This is a genomic window from Cryobacterium sp. Y29 (genome assembly GCF_002929825.1).
Classification (GTDB): Bacteria; Actinomycetota; Actinomycetes; order Actinomycetales; family Microbacteriaceae; genus Cryobacterium.
Genome location: NZ_PJJN01000035.1, coordinates 131,402 through 145,585, shown reverse-complemented (window position 1 = coordinate 145,585; position 14,184 = coordinate 131,402). Strand labels below are relative to the sequence as shown.

Sequence of the window (14,184 nt, the reverse complement as noted above, 5' to 3'; positions counted from 1 at the left end):
GCACTGCTCACCGGGAGTGGATACGCTGACCAGATGAGCGTTCTCAATGGATTTCACTTAGCGGATCGAGGGTTCTTTTCCCGCGAGGTGCTCGATGTTGCGCCGGGAATTCTCGGCTGCATCCTTCAACGCACCGATGACGATGGCACTGTGACCATTCGCATTACCGAGGTTGAGGCGTATGCGGGGGAACGCGACCCCGGCGCGCACAGCTATCGGGGCAAGACGAATCGGAATAGGACAATGTTCGGCCCCGCCGGACACCTGTACTGCTACTTCACCTACGGAATGCACCACGCTCTGAACCTCGTCGCCGGACAACCAGGCCAGCCATACGGTTGTCTTATTAGGGCGGGAGACGTGATACAAGGTTCCGATATTGCCCGAATCCGGCGAGAAAGCAAGCCACGAAAAGTTCCTCTCCTGGATCGGAGTTTGGCGAGAGGCCCCGGCTGCGTTGCCCAAAGCTTCGGAGCAACCCTGGACAACGACGGTGATGATCTTTTCGGCGGACAGTGGAAGTTCTTCATTCCGGATGACGGTGTGGTTTTACCGCACCACACCGGACCCCGCGTTGGCGTCAGCGGGCCCGGCGGAGATGCGACCAACTTCCCTTGGCGATTCTGGTTAGCGGATGCGCCATCCGTCTCGAGTTACAAACCAGCGAAATACCGCGGTTCGACCGGGTCCCCCCGCACCATCGTTTCAGCGTTTTCCCAGCGAACCTCGATTGTCTAAGACGCACAAACTCCGGTACCTCCAACGAACCATCAACGATTGCGAGGAGAGCACATGCCTTTCATTACCGTCCCCGGTCAAAACGGGCCTGACGTCGCACTGCACTACGAAGACGTCGGTGCTGGCAAGCCCGTTGTACTGATTCACGGCTGGCCACTCAGTAGCAGGTCCTGGGAAGGTCAAGTACCCGCTCTCGTCGACGCCGGTCACAGAGTCATCACATACGATCGCCGCGGGTTCGGCCAATCATCTCAGCCGTGGAACGGATATGACTATGACACATTTGCCGCCGATCTGAAAGCCGTTCTTGATGCCCTCGACCTGCGAGACGTCACTCTTATTGGGTTTTCGATGGGTGGCGGCGAGGTTGCTCGGTACGTGGGAACGTACGGCACCGACCGCATCGCGAAGCTCGTCTTCGCCAGCGCAGTACCGCCGTACCTCTGGAAATCGGATGACAATCCTGATGGAGGTGTCGATGCCGAACTGGCCCAGTGGTTCCACGACGGCTTGACCGGAGACCGCCCGGCATTCCTGCATGAATTTGTTCAGATGTTCTTCACTGCCGGTAAGCCCTCGTTGGTCAATAAGCCGAAGGTCAGTTCCGAGCAGATTGCGTACAACCGTAGTCTGGCCGAAATGGCCTCGCCTAAAGGCACGCTCGACTGCACGGCCGCATTCGCCATGACGGACTTCCGCGATGATCTGTCGAAAGTTACCGTACCAACCCTGGTGATACACGGCGACTCCGACACGATCGTGCCATTCGAGGTCAGTGGCAAGCGCACTCACGCAGCCATTTCCGGCAGCGAACTCGTGGTGATCGAAGGCGCCCCACACGGTCTGACCGTTTCACATCGGGAGGAATGGAATCGGCACGTAATCGCCTTCCTCGCTAAATAGCGAAACCGAGAAGGATTCGCGCTGACGAGCAGAGTCCAACGCGCAAGTCCTTTTCGTCTCTTTATGGGTCGTGGCCGTGCAGGAGCTGAAGCTTATTCGGCCTGATCCCAAAACGTCCTGCCGTCGGCGAAGCGCTGGGCGTTAGCCGGGGTACCTTCACCCAATACCTACCTAGCTCAATCCATGTCAAACCCGACGAAAAGAGTAAACACATGAGTAAAGAAGCGAATATCGCCGCACAGCAAAAGTTTGGTGAAGCCGTCAACAGCGGAGAACTTGATCTTTTAGACGACCTCGTGGCCGAAGATGCAGTCGATAACGACCCTGCGCCAGGTCAAGGCCCGGGTCCGGCAGGCTACAAAGCATTCTTCGGCGAGATGATTGCTGCTTTTCCGGACCTGCACATCGCAGTCGAGCGCCTTGTCGCAAACGATACCGACGTCGCATTCGCCTATACGCTCACCGGCACCCACCAGGGCCCTTTCATGGGCCACTCCGCCAGCGGTAAAACGATGTCGGTCCGTGGCATGCAAATCAGCCGGTTCGAGAACGGGAAACTTGTAGAGCGGTGGGGCAGCAGCGACCAACAGGGCATGCTCGAACAACTCGGCCTCGCAGCATAGCCTGCGACAGCCAGGTTGCCCTGACGGGTTAGGTGCGTGTCCCGTGTATGACCATGCCAAATTCATTGACCGGTTCGAAGGCATCGCGGTCCCATGCTCCCGGATGCGGAACCGGGCAGTTGACCACGGTATTTCGGGTGGAATGATCGATGGTGTGTTCGCGCATGGCATGGCCGCAGATGGGGCATGCCTGTGCACTAGTCGTGGCCCGCTCTTCCGAATCTTTCGAGGTGTTCCTGTCCTGAATCATGCCATTACGATACGCCGGATTGGACAATAAGGCACGAAACGGCTAGGCGTTTTCCTCAGGTTGGCGACGACGGCTCACTGCTCGCCGAAGCCTGATTCCAGCAGTTCCGCGAGGGCGTTGATCGCCGGTCCAGCCGCGGGATCTGTCGACGTGAGGTGCACGCTGCTCCCCCGAGCCAGGCCGAGCGACATTATGCTCAGCAGGCTGCGGGCGTCCGTGCCGTTCACGCTGATCGGAACCGAGAATGTGCTCGCGAGGTTGACGAATTCTGCGGCTGGACGTGCGTGAAGACCGTCCTTGTTGATGAGGATCACCGTGCGTGACACCCCGGTCGCAACGGGAGGCTGGATCGCCGGCGTGGCTTGACTCATCACCTGCAGCGCTGACTGCGCCGCCGCTACTACCTCGTCGAGGTCTCCCCCGGTTTCTGCGGCCACCGCCGCAGCCACCCCACCTTCGACGAGCGGCGCGTCGACAATCCGCACCTTGTCTTGCTCGGCCCCCTCGAGAAAATCGCGCACTGTTTCCGCGGTCAGGATGGCCGAACCGAGATCGCACAAGATCACCACCCCGGCACCATCGTTCGCCGCGCTGATTCCGGCGCTGATCTTCTCAAAGCTCGTACCGATTCCACCGGAGTCTGTTCCACCTGCGGCGATAAGACGCACCGTCGGCGCCATTTGGCGCGCCAGTTCGACCAAGCCCGTCGCGATCTTCTCGCTGTGCGAAACGAAAATGATACCGATTCGTTCAGCAGATACCGCCGCCATCAATGGTGCGACATCAGGTCGGCCGCGGCGCGAAGCAGCAGTGACGTCGACTGGGATCCCGGGTCGCGGTGACCGATCGCCCGCTCTCCGAGGTAACTCGCCCGTCCCTTGCGTGCAACCAGCGGCTCGGTGGCCTGCGCGCCTTGCGCTGCAGCATCTGCTGCGGCCAGCAGGACGGCGCCAACGGGTGAGCCCGCCGTCTGCGCGGCCAATGCCGCGTTCACCGCCGGCGTCCAGGCGTCGATCATGGTCTTGTCACCCTCCATCGCTTTGCCCCGCAGCACGATACCGTCCCGCGCCGCCGTCAGCAGGGCGACCAGTGCGGGCGCATCCAACGATTGCGCCGCTCCGACAGCACCGGCTGCTTTGAGAAAGGCTGTGCCGTACAAGGGTCCGGCAGCGCCGCCCACCGTCGAGATCAGGGTTGTGGCGACAAGTTTCAATACGGCCCCTGGCGTTGTCTCGTCGGTGAGTTCCTCGAGCTTGGGCAGGATCGCCTGAAAACCACGATCCATGTTCTCTCCGTGGTCGCCGTCGCCGATGTCGCGGTCGAGGGTGTTCAAGGCGGCACGGTTGATTGCAAGTACCTCGGCGCTTCGCCGAATCCAGCGAATAGTCCACCTAGTGTCCAGCCGGAGCGCTGCGTTGGCGAGGTCGGCGTCGCCGACAACTGCGCCAGGTTCGTCGTTCGGGGTCATTGAATCTCCTTCTACCGTCCCCACCGTAGCGTGGACGTCTGTACCGGGGCGTCCCACAGTGCCGTGAGCTCGTCGTCGAGTTTCAGAACGGAGATCGATGCTCCTGCCATCTCGAGGCTCGTCGTGTAATTGCCGACCAGGCTCCGGGAGACAGTGATGCCGCGCTCCTGCAGAACTTCGGCGGCCCGGCGGAACACGATGTACAACTCAATCTGTGGTGTGCCGCCCATACCGTTGACGAGCAGGAGCACCTCGTCGCCACTGGCAAACGGCAGGTCGTCGAGAATGGGGCCGAGGAGCCGGTCCACGATGGCGTCGGCGGGCTCGAGCTTGATTCGCTCTCGCCCTGGCTCGCCGTGAATGCCAATACCGATTTCAATTTCGTCGTCGGCCAGGGTGAAACTCGGTTCCCCCGCGTGCGGCACGACGCACGGGGTGAGCGCAACACCCATGGTGCGCACGCGGGAATTCACCTTCTCGGCCACGGCGACCACGGCATCCAGGTCATCTCCGCGTTCAGCGGCAGCTCCGGCAATCTTCTCAACGAGGACCGTTCCGGCCACGCCGCGGCGGCCTGCCGTATACAGCGAGTCCTTGACGGCGACATCGTCGTTAATGATGACCGCGCGAACCTGGATGCCATCAGCGGCTGCAAGATCAGCAGCGGTCTCAAAATTCAGCACGTCGCCGGTGTAGTTCTTGACGATGTGGAGCACTCCCGCTCCGCCGTCGACGGCCTGTGTCGCTGCCAGGATGGGGTCCGGTGTAGGCGAGGTGAAAACAGGGCCGGGAACGGCGGCATCCAGCATTCCGAATCCTACAAATCCGCCGTGCAGTGGTTCGTGACCGCTGCCGCCTCCACTGACGATTCCGACCTTGCCGCGCAGCGGCGCATCCGCTCGCACAATGAAAACAGGATCGTGCGAGACCCGCACAATGTCGGCGTGTGCCACCTCGAATCCGGCGACGGCCTCGTTGACGACATTCTTCGGATCGTTGATGAGCTTCTTCATGACCAGCCATTCACTCGGTGGTGCCTCGGATTTATTCGGGTGCTTCGCCCAAGCGCATTTTCCCACGCTTAACATACGCGTTATTACGACGAGCAGTAAGAGTCAGGGTGAACTCGCCTGGCCTATTCCCCTTCGTGACGCCCCGCGATATGTTATGTCCGTCCGCTCACCGCAGAGAGGTAGCTGCGGCATCCCCGGCCTGACCAGAAAGGTTCTCGTGGAAAATATCGGAGCTGTATTCGTCTCGGAGGTTGTCGGCACTGCCATGCTCGTTCTCCTGGGAACCGGCGTCGTGGCCAACGTCGCTTTGGCCAAGAACAAGGGCCTCGGTGGTGGGTTCCTTATGGTGACCATCGGCTGGGGCTTCGCGGTGTTCGCCGGCGTCGTGGTCGCCTACCGTTCGGGGGCGCACCTCAATCCGGCCGTCACCCTGGGCCTCGTCGCCAACGGTACCGAGGAATTCGGGATGGGCGTTCCCGTCAACGCGGTATCCGTTCTCGCCTATATCGGCGCGCAGATGGTCGGCGCAATTCTTGGCGCTATCGCCTGCTGGCTCGCCTACAAACAACACTTCGACGCCGAACCAGACCCGGCCAACAAACTCGGTGTCTTCTCCACCGGGCCGGCCATCCGCTCATACGGTTGGAACCTCGTCACGGAGATCATCGGTACCTTCGTGCTGGTTTTCGTCGTCATCGCTTTTGGTGGTGACCGCCAGGGCGAATCCGGCGGGTTGGCCTCTCTCGGAGCCCTCCCCGTGGCACTGCTCGTGATCGTTATCGGCACCTCGCTCGGTGGCCCGACCGGGTACGCCATCAACCCGGCTCGTGACCTCGGTCCGCGCATCGCCCACTTCATCCTGCCGATCAAGGGCAAGGGAGGCTCCGACTGGGCCTACTCCTGGGTACCCGTCGTGGGGCCGATCATCGGTGGCCTGCTCGCTGGGTGGGCCGCGTTGATTCTGCTGCCGCTGCTCGCCACCTGACTCGAACAAACGGGCCGGTTCCCCAAGCGAACCGGTCTGTTGACGTGCGAGCACACCTGTACTTCCCGCACACTCACAAGGAGGACACGCACCAATGACTGATTACATTCTCGCCATAGACCAGGGAACGACCAGTTCTCGGGCCATTATTTTCGATAAGGCCGGATCAATCGTGTCGACCGGGCAACTCGAACACGAACAGATTTTTCCCCAGGCCGGCTGGGTTGAACACGACCCGAAAGAAATTTGGGACAACACCCGCGAGGTGATCGGGCAAGCATTATCCAAGGCTAATCTCACACGGAACGACATCAGGGCCATCGGCATCACAAATCAGCGAGAAACCGCCGTGGTGTGGGACAAGACGACCGGTGTTCCCGTCTACAACGCGATCGTGTGGCAGGACACCCGCACCCAGCCCATCGTCGACCGCCTCGCCGCCGACGGAGGCGTCGAACGGTTCAAGAAGAAGGTCGGGTTGCCCTTGGCTACCTACTTCTCCGGCACGAAAATAGTATGGATCCTGGAGAACGTTGAAGGCGCCAGGGCCAAGGCCGACGCCGGTGACCTGCTCTTTGGAACAACGGACTCCTGGGTGTTGTGGAACCTCACCGGCGGAGTGGACGGCGGCGTGCACGCTACCGACGTTACCAACGCTAGCCGTACCCTCCTCATGGACCTGGAAACCTTGCAGTGGGACGACGAGATTCTCGCTATTTTCGACGTGCCCAAGTCGATGCTGCCCTCAATCCGATCGTCGTCGGAGGTGTACGGCACCGCACACACCTCGAGCTTGCTGCGTGAGGTTCCCATCGCTGGCATCCTCGGTGACCAGCAGGCCGCGACCTTCGGTCAGGCGGCGTTTGACCAAGGCGAAGCCAAGAACACGTACGGCACCGGCAATTTCCTGATCTTCAATACTGGTACCGAGATTGTGCATTCCAAGAACGGACTTCTCACGACTGTGGGGTACAAGCTTGGCGACGATGCCCCGCATTACGCCCTGGAAGGATCCATCGCTGTGACGGGCGCCTTGGTGCAGTGGATGCGCGACAATCTTGGCATGATCAGCTCGGCCTCCGAGATAGAGGCTCTGGCAAAAACCGTCGATGACAATGGCGGAGCCTACTTTGTTCCAGCGTTCTCGGGATTGTTTGCGCCGTACTGGCGTTCCGACGCGCGCGGTGCCCTGGTCGGTCTTACCCGATTTGTAAACAAAGGCCACATCGCACGGGCAGCGCTGGAAGCGACGGCGTTCCAGACACGGGAGGTCATCGATGCGGTCAATGCCGACTCGGGTGTTCCCCTCACGGAGATCAAGGTCGACGGCGGGATGATCGCCAACAACCTACTCATGCAGTTTCAGGCCGACATTCTCGGCGTTCCCGTGGTTCGCCCGGTCGTTGCGGAAACGACAGCGTTGGGTGCAGCCTATGCTGCCGGTCTTGCGGTGGGCTTCTGGGCGGGGCTCGACGAACTGCGCACCAACTGGCAGGAAGACAGCCGGTGGACGCCTCAGATGGACTCAACCGAACGCAACCGCCAGCTGCGCAACTGGAAAAAAGCGGTCACGAAGACTTTCGGGTGGGTCGACGAGGACGTTCTCTAGCGGGCCTCAGCCGGACGTCGGCCTCGGTTTCAGACCTCGGTCGCCGCAATCCACGCTGATAATTTGGCCGTGGCCACACCGGAGTCAATTGCTGCGGCGGCCACGGCCAACTTATTGCGAAAGCGATCCAATATCGCCATCTGAACTTGAGACGCGTCATTTGCCAGGTCGAAGGCCACCAACCCGGCTGCGGCATTGAGCAAAACGATGTCGCGAATGGGGCCTGGCTCCCCGGCAAGGACGGAGTGCACGATGTCCGCGTTGTGTTGAGGCGAACCGCCGACCAGATCGGAAATCTGCGCTCGATTGATGCCGAGGTCCCGCGGGTCGATGTCGTGTTCGGTCACCAGACCGTGCGACACTTCCCAGACGTGGCTGTGCCCCGTGGTCGTCATTTCGTCGAGGCCATCGTCCCCCCGGAAGACCAGGGCCGTTGCACCGCGAGTTTGAAACACACCAACGAAGAGCGGCACTCGGTCAAGGTCAGCCACGCCGACGGCGGATGCCTCGGGCCGCGCCGGATTGCACAGCGGACCGAGGTAGTTGAATACGGTGGGAATACCCAACTCTTTGCGAGTTAGGGCCACGTGGCGAAACCCTGGATGAAAAGCCGCAGCAAAGGCAAAGGTGATCCCGGTTTCCTTGAATACCTGGGCCACTCGCGTCGCGTCCCGCGACAGGTCAATCCCCAATTCGCCGAGAACGTCGGACGATCCGGAAGCGGAACTGGCGGCGCGGTTACCGTGCTTGACCACCGGCACACCCGCTGCCGCGCAGACGATCGACGCCATGGTCGAAATATTGACGGTATTGAACTTGTCGCCCCCGGTCCCGACGATGTCGAGGGCCATGGGGTTGACCGGCAGTGCAACGGCCTGCTCGAGAATTGCATCACGAAATCCAACAATCTCGTCGACAGTCTCCCCTTTTGCACGCAGCGCCACTAGGAAAGCGCCGAGTTGGGACGGGGAGGCTTCCCCGAGCATGATTTTTTCCATGCTCCACGCAGCATCCGCCACGCTCAGGTCCCGTCCCTCTAGGAGGGAATTCAGTATGTACGGCCAAGACTGCGATTCAAGCATGATTCCGATCATAGAAGAACGAGCGCAACTCCCCCGAATTCACGCCGTTCACATGCTGAATTAGCCGACTCCCAGCCGGTAGAAACTCTCAATTACACGCGTGAATGAGAAAAACCTATGGGATTATCGGCCATAATAGAAGGGTGACCAGCACCTCAATTACTCAGACGGCGAGTGCGCCCGTCGTGAACCGGCCCAACAGCGTGGCTGTGGGCACCATTGTGTGGTTGGGCAGCGAGGTGATGTTTTTCGCGGGTCTCTTCGCAATCTACTTCACGCTTCGCTCAACCTCCTCCGAGCTCTGGCTCTTCGAGGCCGACAAGCACAACGTCACCTTCGCGTTGATTAACACGTTGATTTTGGTGTCGTCCTCGGTGACCTGCCAATTCGGAGTGTTTGCCGCTGAACGGCTGCAGGCGCGTTCGACCGGTTGGAAGCCGAGTGAGTGGGGCATGGTCGAGTGGTTCTTCCTCACGTACGCTCTGGGTGCGATCTTCGTCACCGGCCAGGTGTTCGAATACGCCACTTTGGTCTCAGAAGGAGTTTCCCTTTCATCGAACGCCTACGGTTCGGCGTTCTATATCACGACTGGCTTTCACGGGATTCACGTGACCGCCGGCCTACTCGCCTTCCTTCTTGTTATTGGGCGCGGTTTCGCGGTCAAGAACTTCGGCCATAAGGAAGCCACCAGTGCCATCGTGGTCTCCTACTACTGGCACTTCGTCGACGTCGTCTGGATCGGGCTCTTCCTGGTCATCTACGTTCTTAAATAGAAAATAATACTTAGAAAACGGGAGCGGACTACTTCAGCATGACCACGATCAAAACCCCTCGCGCACGTCGGCCACGCAAGACCGGACGTCGCAATCCTCTCGCCAGTGTTGCGCTCATTGCCGTCGGACTGCTCTTCACTGGAGGCGCCTATGTCGCCTTCAGCACCAGTACTGCCGTTGCGACAACGGACGCCTCCTCCCAGCAGACCATCGACCAGGGTGAAAAGCTCTTTGCCGCCAACTGCGCCACATGCCATGGGCTTAGCGCTCAAGGATCGTCAGAAGGTCCCAGCCTGATTGGAGTTGGAGCAGCCTCGGTTGACTTCCAAGTCGGCACCGGTCGCATGCCGTTGCAGATGCAAGGTCCGCAGGCACAGAAGAAGCCGGTTCAGTTCACCGCCGAGCAGACCGCTGCGCTCGCCGCTTACGTCGCTTCGCTCGCTCCCGGCCCGGCCATTCCCACCGCCGACTTGGTCAAAGCGTCCGGCGATGCTTCGGCGGGCGCCGAACTGTTCCGCATCAACTGCGCTATGTGCCATAACGTCGCCGGTGCCGGCGGCGCGCTGACCGAGGGTAAGTTCGCCCCCGCGATCGAAAACGTGTCGGGCCAGCACATCTACGAGGCCATGCTGACCGGCCCGCAAAACATGCCGGTCTTCAACGATATGAACATGACGCCCGAAGACAAGCGTGACATCATCACCTACCTCAAGTACGTCGAGGACAACCCGTCTCCAGGTGGATTGGCTCTCGGGTCTTTGGGGCCGGTAGCGGAAGGCCTATTCATCTGGATCTTTGGCCTGGGCGCAATCGTAGCCCTCACCGTCTGGATCACCGCAAAATCAAATTAGGCCGCGTTTTTCGGTCTTGACGTAACGTTCGGAATCAATCGGACGGCACGGAGCACCACAGTGCACAGTATCTACACAGCCCACAAAGGAGAACAATGGCCAAGGACGATAACGGCGCGGAAGACGTAACCGCCGCCGACTCGCCTGGCGCGCAGCTCGCGACATCCGCCGCAAGCACAGCCGTCGTTACACGGGATGCCTTGGTCAATCCAGGGTTCCCGCCGCACCGCCCGCGTATCACCGATCTTGATTCCAAGGAAGAACGCAAGGCTGAGCGCACCGTCTACACGCTGTTTTACGTGTCCATCGTGGGTAGTGTTTTCGCGATCGCCGCATACATGGCCTTTCCGATCGTTGCCGAGGATCCCGGATCTGTACGACTGAACAATCTTTTCATCGGACTCGGCCTCACTCTCGCCCTGATGGCGATCGGTATCGGAGCCGTGCACTGGGGCAAGGCCCTTATGAGCGATCACGAGGGTGTTGACGAACGCCATCCCGTTCGGGGAACCGAACCTGTTCGTGCCCGCGCCGTCGAGATCTTCCAGCAGGCTAACGAGGAATCAGGCTTCGGCCGCCGTACGCTCATTCGGAACAGCCTGATCGGCGCCCTCGTCGTCTTTCCGCTGCCGGCCGTCGTCTTGTTTCGTGGCCTTGGCCCGATGGACCAAGACCCGGTAGCCCTGCTCCACGAGACCCTGTGGAAAAAAGGCGTCCGTCTCACGATGGACCCGAGTGGAACCCCCATCAGAGCAGCAGACGTCACGCTCGGATCGTCGTTCCACGTCATTCCCGAGGGCCTGTCCGAAATGGGCCACGGTCGTTTGGAAGAGAAAGCCAAAGCCGCTGTTCTGCTTATTCGAATGGATCCAAGTGACCTAGTCGAGCAGGAAGACCGAAAGTCTTGGTCGTATGATGGGATCGTTGCATACTCTAAGATCTGCACCCACGTTGGCTGCCCGGTCGCACTTTATGAACAGCAAACGCACCACCTGCTTTGCCCGTGCCACCAGTCGCAGTTTGACGTTGAGAACCACTGCAAGGTCATCTTCGGACCGGCCAAACGGGCACTACCGCAGCTCCCGATCGCCGTGGACGCTGAGGGCTACCTAATCGCGCAGAGCGATTTTACTGAACCAGTCGGCCCGAGTTTCTGGGAGCGAGCATGACAACGATAACCACCCGCGAGTCCGCTGATGACCAAGCCGTCGGGGCAAAGAAGTCTGGTGGTTTCACCGCCTCCGCGGCCAACTACATTGACGAACGAACGAGCATTTCGGGCGCAGTCAAAGAACTCGGCCGCAAGATTTTCCCTGACCACTGGTCGTTCCTCCTGGGAGAAGTGGCGCTGTATAGCTTTGTCATAATCCTGCTATCGGGATCGTTCCTGACATTCTTTTACCAGGCATCGATGGCCGAAGTCGTCTATGACGGTTCGTATGCCCCACTCAAGGGCATCCCGATGTCCGTTGCAATGTCGTCCACAATGGACATCTCGTTTGACATTCGCGGTGGCCTTCTTATGCGTCAGGTCCACCACTGGGCAGCGCTGCTCTTCGTCGCAGCCATCGGGTTGCACATGCTGCGCATCTACTTCACGGGTGCGTTCCGCAAACCGCGGGAGCTCAACTGGGTGATCGGTTTCATCCTCTTCATCCTGGCCATGGCCGAAGGTTTCACCGGCTACTCTCTCCCCGACGATTTGCTCTCCGGTAACGGCCTGCGGATCATCGATGGGCTGATCAAGGGCATCCCGGTTGTGGGAACCTGGGTCTCATTCTTGCTCTTCGGTGGAGAATTCCCCGGCACTGACATCGTTGGTCGGCTGTACTCGCTGCACATCTTGTTGTTACCGGCCATCATTGTCGCGTTGATTGCCATGCACCTTCTGTTCGTCGTCGTGCACAAGCACACGCAGTACCCGGCAGCTGGGCACACCAACCAGAACGTGGTCGGTTACCCGGTCCTCCCGGTGTACGCCGCCAAGGCTGGTGGGTTCTTCTTCATCGTTTTCGGTGTCGTCATGCTCATCGCGTCGCTGTTCACGATCAACCCGATTTGGAATTACGGACCGTACGACCCTTCACCGGTGTCGGCGGGAACCCAGCCCGACTGGTACATCGGCTTCGCCGACGGCGCCATGCGTTTGATTCCGAGCGGTTGGGAGTTTGTCTGGCTCAACCACACCTACTCGCTCAACATCATGGTCGTACTGATTGTGGTGGGTCTGTTCATCGTGACCGTTATGGTCTACCCCTTCATTGAAGCGTGGATCACCGGGGACAAGCGGGAACACCACGTTCTCGACCGTCCGCGCAACGCTCCAACCCGCACCGCTATCGGCGCCGCTGGTGTGACGTTCTACGCGTCGCTCTGGTCAGCAGCCTCGTCAGACATTATGGCGACGCACTTCCACCTCACTATGGAAGGTGTCATCCACACGCTCCAGGTGACCACGTTGCTCGGCCCGTTCCTCGCCTTCTTTATCACCAAGCGGGTCTGCCTGGCTTTGCAGAAGAAGGACCGGGAAATCGTGCTGCACGGTTATGAATCGGGTCGGATCGTTCGCCTTCCCGGCGGCGAGTTCGTCGAGGTGCACCAGCCCGTTGATGAGTACGAGCGCTGGAAGCTGGTCAGTTACAGCGACTTCAAGCCGCTTATGCTGCGACCCAATGCCCAGGGCAAGATCGGGCCGGTCGAGAAGGTACGTGCCGGCCTGTCCCGCTGGTTCTTCGAGGACCGGATCACTCCGGTCACGCAGACGGAACTGAGTCGGGCACACGGCGATCACCCTGCAGAAATCACTGATAAGTAGACCACACCCAGCAGAACGGGCATCGATGTCACTCCAGACGTTATCGGAGTGGCTTCGGTGCCCGAACTGTTTTCTGCCGTTACATCGCAGCGGCGAGCTTCTGCTGGGGTGTGACACTGGGCATTCCTTCGACGTGAACAGGCGCGGCTTTGTCAACCTGCTTGCCGGGCCGCGCAAATTCATTGGCGATAGCGCGGCCATGCTGGACGCCCGAGATAAGTTTCTCGTCGTCGGGTGGTATTCACCACTTCGTGACGCCATCCGCGACATCGTGGCCGGTGAGGCGCCCAAATACATCCTCGATGTGGGCTGCGGTACGGGTTACTATCTTGGGGCAGCCTTGCCTTCAGGAGACGATATACGGGCGCTGGGAATGGACCTCTCTCCCATTGCCGTGGGTCGGACTGTTCGGTCGCACGATCGCGTTGAGGGGCTGGTGGCGGATGTGTGGTCGCCGCTCCCTGTGCGCGATGGCGCCGCGGATATCATTCTTAACATTTTTGCTCCGCGTAATGCCGCCGAATTCGCCCGCGTGCTCCGAGCGGATGGCTTGTTGCTGGTCGTCGTTCCACAACCGAACCATCTGCAAGAGCTACGCGAGGCGGGCCTCGCTGTAGAAATGCAAGCTGACAAGGCTGCTCATTTGACGGCTAGTCTCGCACCCTGGTTCACTCTCCAGATGCACGAACAGCTCGGCCGTACTGTGAAGCTGACGCCTTCGGAGGTGACTTCACTCATCGGCATGGGTCCATCCGCGCACCACGTGGGCCCTGCCGGAGTGGACCCGGCGGGGATGGATCGAATCGTCACGGTCGCGTTCGATATATTTGGCTTTCGGCGACGCTGAGAAAATATTGACTCTTGTGGACTCCACTTGTGCTGCGCGTGGGCGTCATCGCCCGGTTCGTCGATTGAAGTGAGTGGATACCACATTAGGAATACGTCGACGTATCCGGTGAAGCACAAGCGGTGATGAGTTATTACCGGCTCTACCGGCTCTACCGGCTTTATGGTGACTATGCTGCCGTCTCGGGTGCGACGTCGCGGGTTGGTCACGAGGCGGTCCGCAGCATC

14 protein-coding genes are annotated in these 14,184 nt (G+C 60.0%); 10 read left to right on the top strand and 4 right to left on the bottom strand.

What is annotated here, in order from left to right:
* Window positions 1–33: 33 nt before the first annotated feature.
* The 3 genes from CXY74_RS12225 to CXY74_RS12215 all read left to right on the top strand — a co-directional run bounded on the left by CXY74_RS12225 (window position 34) and on the right by CXY74_RS12215 (window position 2,264).
* Complete coding sequence (locus CXY74_RS12225) at window positions 34–738, top strand: DNA-3-methyladenine glycosylase (protein WP_104200683.1); 705 nt, start codon at window positions 34–36, stop codon at window positions 736–738.
* A 54-nt stretch (window positions 739–792) separates the two neighbouring features.
* Window positions 793–1,641, top strand: coding sequence for an alpha/beta fold hydrolase (locus tag CXY74_RS12220; RefSeq protein ID WP_104200682.1), 849 nt, complete (start codon window positions 793–795; stop codon window positions 1,639–1,641).
* A 212-nt stretch (window positions 1,642–1,853) separates the two neighbouring features.
* Window positions 1,854–2,264 (top strand): ester cyclase, encoded by a 411-nt coding sequence (locus CXY74_RS12215; protein ID WP_104200681.1) that lies wholly within the window; start codon window positions 1,854–1,856, stop codon window positions 2,262–2,264.
* A gap of 324 nt (window positions 2,265–2,588) precedes the next feature.
* Here CXY74_RS12215 and dhaM read toward each other — a convergent pair whose 3' ends face one another.
* Genes dhaM through dhaK form a run of 3 tightly spaced genes read right to left on the bottom strand, consistent with a single transcriptional unit; the run spans window position 2,589 to window position 4,995 of the window.
* Window positions 2,589–3,284 (bottom strand): dihydroxyacetone kinase phosphoryl donor subunit DhaM, encoded by a 696-nt coding sequence (gene dhaM, locus CXY74_RS12210; RefSeq protein WP_104200680.1) that lies wholly within the window; start codon window positions 3,282–3,284, stop codon window positions 2,589–2,591.
* Entirely contained in the window at window positions 3,284–3,982 is a 699-nt protein-coding gene (gene dhaL / locus CXY74_RS12205) for a dihydroxyacetone kinase subunit DhaL (RefSeq protein ID WP_104200679.1), read from the bottom strand. Before dhaL ends, dhaM begins: the two co-directional genes overlap by 1 nt.
* An 11-nt stretch (window positions 3,983–3,993) precedes the next feature.
* Complete coding sequence (dhaK, locus tag CXY74_RS12200) at window positions 3,994–4,995, bottom strand: dihydroxyacetone kinase subunit DhaK (protein ID WP_104200678.1); 1,002 nt, start codon at window positions 4,993–4,995, stop codon at window positions 3,994–3,996.
* 217 nt (window positions 4,996–5,212) lie between these two features.
* Between dhaK and CXY74_RS12195 the strand changes: the two genes are divergently transcribed.
* Together CXY74_RS12195 and glpK are read left to right on the top strand one after the other, a co-directional pair.
* Window positions 5,213–5,980, top strand: a complete 768-nt coding sequence (locus CXY74_RS12195; protein ID WP_255409536.1) for an MIP/aquaporin family protein — start codon at window positions 5,213–5,215, stop codon at window positions 5,978–5,980.
* A 94-nt stretch (window positions 5,981–6,074) separates the two neighbouring features.
* Entirely contained in the window at window positions 6,075–7,589 is a 1,515-nt protein-coding gene (gene glpK, locus CXY74_RS12190) for a glycerol kinase GlpK (RefSeq protein WP_104200676.1), read from the top strand.
* 29 nt (window positions 7,590–7,618) lie between these two features.
* Here the strand turns inward: glpK and trpD are convergent, their stop codons facing one another.
* Window positions 7,619–8,671: an anthranilate phosphoribosyltransferase gene (gene trpD, locus CXY74_RS12185; RefSeq protein ID WP_104200829.1), complete on the bottom strand. Its 1,053-nt coding sequence runs from the start codon at window positions 8,669–8,671 to the stop codon at window positions 7,619–7,621.
* A gap of 104 nt (window positions 8,672–8,775) precedes the next feature.
* Here trpD and CXY74_RS12180 point away from each other — a divergent pair, with 104 nt between their 5' ends.
* The 5 genes from CXY74_RS12180 (at window position 8,776) to CXY74_RS12160 (ending at window position 13,957) form a co-directional block, all read left to right on the top strand.
* The gene (locus tag CXY74_RS12180; protein WP_104200675.1) at window positions 8,776–9,444 is read left to right on the top strand and encodes a heme-copper oxidase subunit III; all 669 of its coding nucleotides are present in this window, start codon (window positions 8,776–8,778) and stop codon (window positions 9,442–9,444) included.
* A 38-nt stretch (window positions 9,445–9,482) separates the two neighbouring features.
* Window positions 9,483–10,295: a c-type cytochrome gene (locus CXY74_RS12175; protein WP_104200674.1), complete on the top strand. Its 813-nt coding sequence runs from the start codon at window positions 9,483–9,485 to the stop codon at window positions 10,293–10,295.
* Between the two features lie 95 nt (window positions 10,296–10,390).
* Window positions 10,391–11,464, top strand: a complete 1,074-nt coding sequence (locus tag CXY74_RS12170; protein WP_104200673.1) for a ubiquinol-cytochrome c reductase iron-sulfur subunit — start codon at window positions 10,391–10,393, stop codon at window positions 11,462–11,464.
* The gene (locus tag CXY74_RS12165) at window positions 11,461–13,110 is read left to right on the top strand and encodes a ubiquinol-cytochrome c reductase cytochrome b subunit (RefSeq protein WP_104200672.1); all 1,650 of its coding nucleotides are present in this window, start codon (window positions 11,461–11,463) and stop codon (window positions 13,108–13,110) included. The genes CXY74_RS12170 and CXY74_RS12165 overlap by 4 nt, the downstream gene beginning before the upstream one ends.
* 25 nt (window positions 13,111–13,135) lie before the next feature.
* A complete protein-coding gene (locus CXY74_RS12160) occupies window positions 13,136–13,957 on the top strand; it encodes a methyltransferase domain-containing protein (RefSeq protein WP_104200671.1) in 822 nt (273 codons plus the stop codon).
* Window positions 13,958–14,184 lie beyond the last annotated feature (227 nt).

Excerpts from the sequence above, each read along its gene's own strand:
- trpD (WP_104200829.1), bottom strand. The coding sequence starts at position 8,671 with ATGCTTGAATCGCAGTCTTGGCCGTACATACTGAATTCCCTCCTAGAG.
- CXY74_RS12170 (WP_104200673.1), top strand. The coding sequence starts at position 10,391 with ATGGCCAAGGACGATAACGGCGCGGAAGACGTAACCGCCGCCGACTCG.
- dhaM (WP_104200680.1), bottom strand. The coding sequence starts at position 3,284 with ATGGCGGCGGTATCTGCTGAACGAATCGGTATCATTTTCGTTTCGCAC.
- dhaK (WP_104200678.1), bottom strand. The coding sequence starts at position 4,995 with ATGAAGAAGCTCATCAACGATCCGAAGAATGTCGTCAACGAGGCCGTC.
- CXY74_RS12215 (WP_104200681.1), top strand. The coding sequence starts at position 1,854 with ATGAGTAAAGAAGCGAATATCGCCGCACAGCAAAAGTTTGGTGAAGCC.
- CXY74_RS12175 (WP_104200674.1), top strand. The coding sequence starts at position 9,483 with ATGACCACGATCAAAACCCCTCGCGCACGTCGGCCACGCAAGACCGGA.
- dhaL (WP_104200679.1), bottom strand. The coding sequence starts at position 3,982 with ATGACCCCGAACGACGAACCTGGCGCAGTTGTCGGCGACGCCGACCTC.
- CXY74_RS12220 (WP_104200682.1), top strand. The coding sequence starts at position 793 with ATGCCTTTCATTACCGTCCCCGGTCAAAACGGGCCTGACGTCGCACTG.
- CXY74_RS12225 (WP_104200683.1), top strand. The coding sequence starts at position 34 with ATGAGCGTTCTCAATGGATTTCACTTAGCGGATCGAGGGTTCTTTTCC.
- glpK (WP_104200676.1), top strand. The coding sequence starts at position 6,075 with ATGACTGATTACATTCTCGCCATAGACCAGGGAACGACCAGTTCTCGG.
- CXY74_RS12165 (WP_104200672.1), top strand. The coding sequence starts at position 11,461 with ATGACAACGATAACCACCCGCGAGTCCGCTGATGACCAAGCCGTCGGG.
- CXY74_RS12180 (WP_104200675.1), top strand. The coding sequence starts at position 8,776 with ATGAGAAAAACCTATGGGATTATCGGCCATAATAGAAGGGTGACCAGC.
- CXY74_RS12160 (WP_104200671.1), top strand. The coding sequence starts at position 13,136 with ATGTCACTCCAGACGTTATCGGAGTGGCTTCGGTGCCCGAACTGTTTT.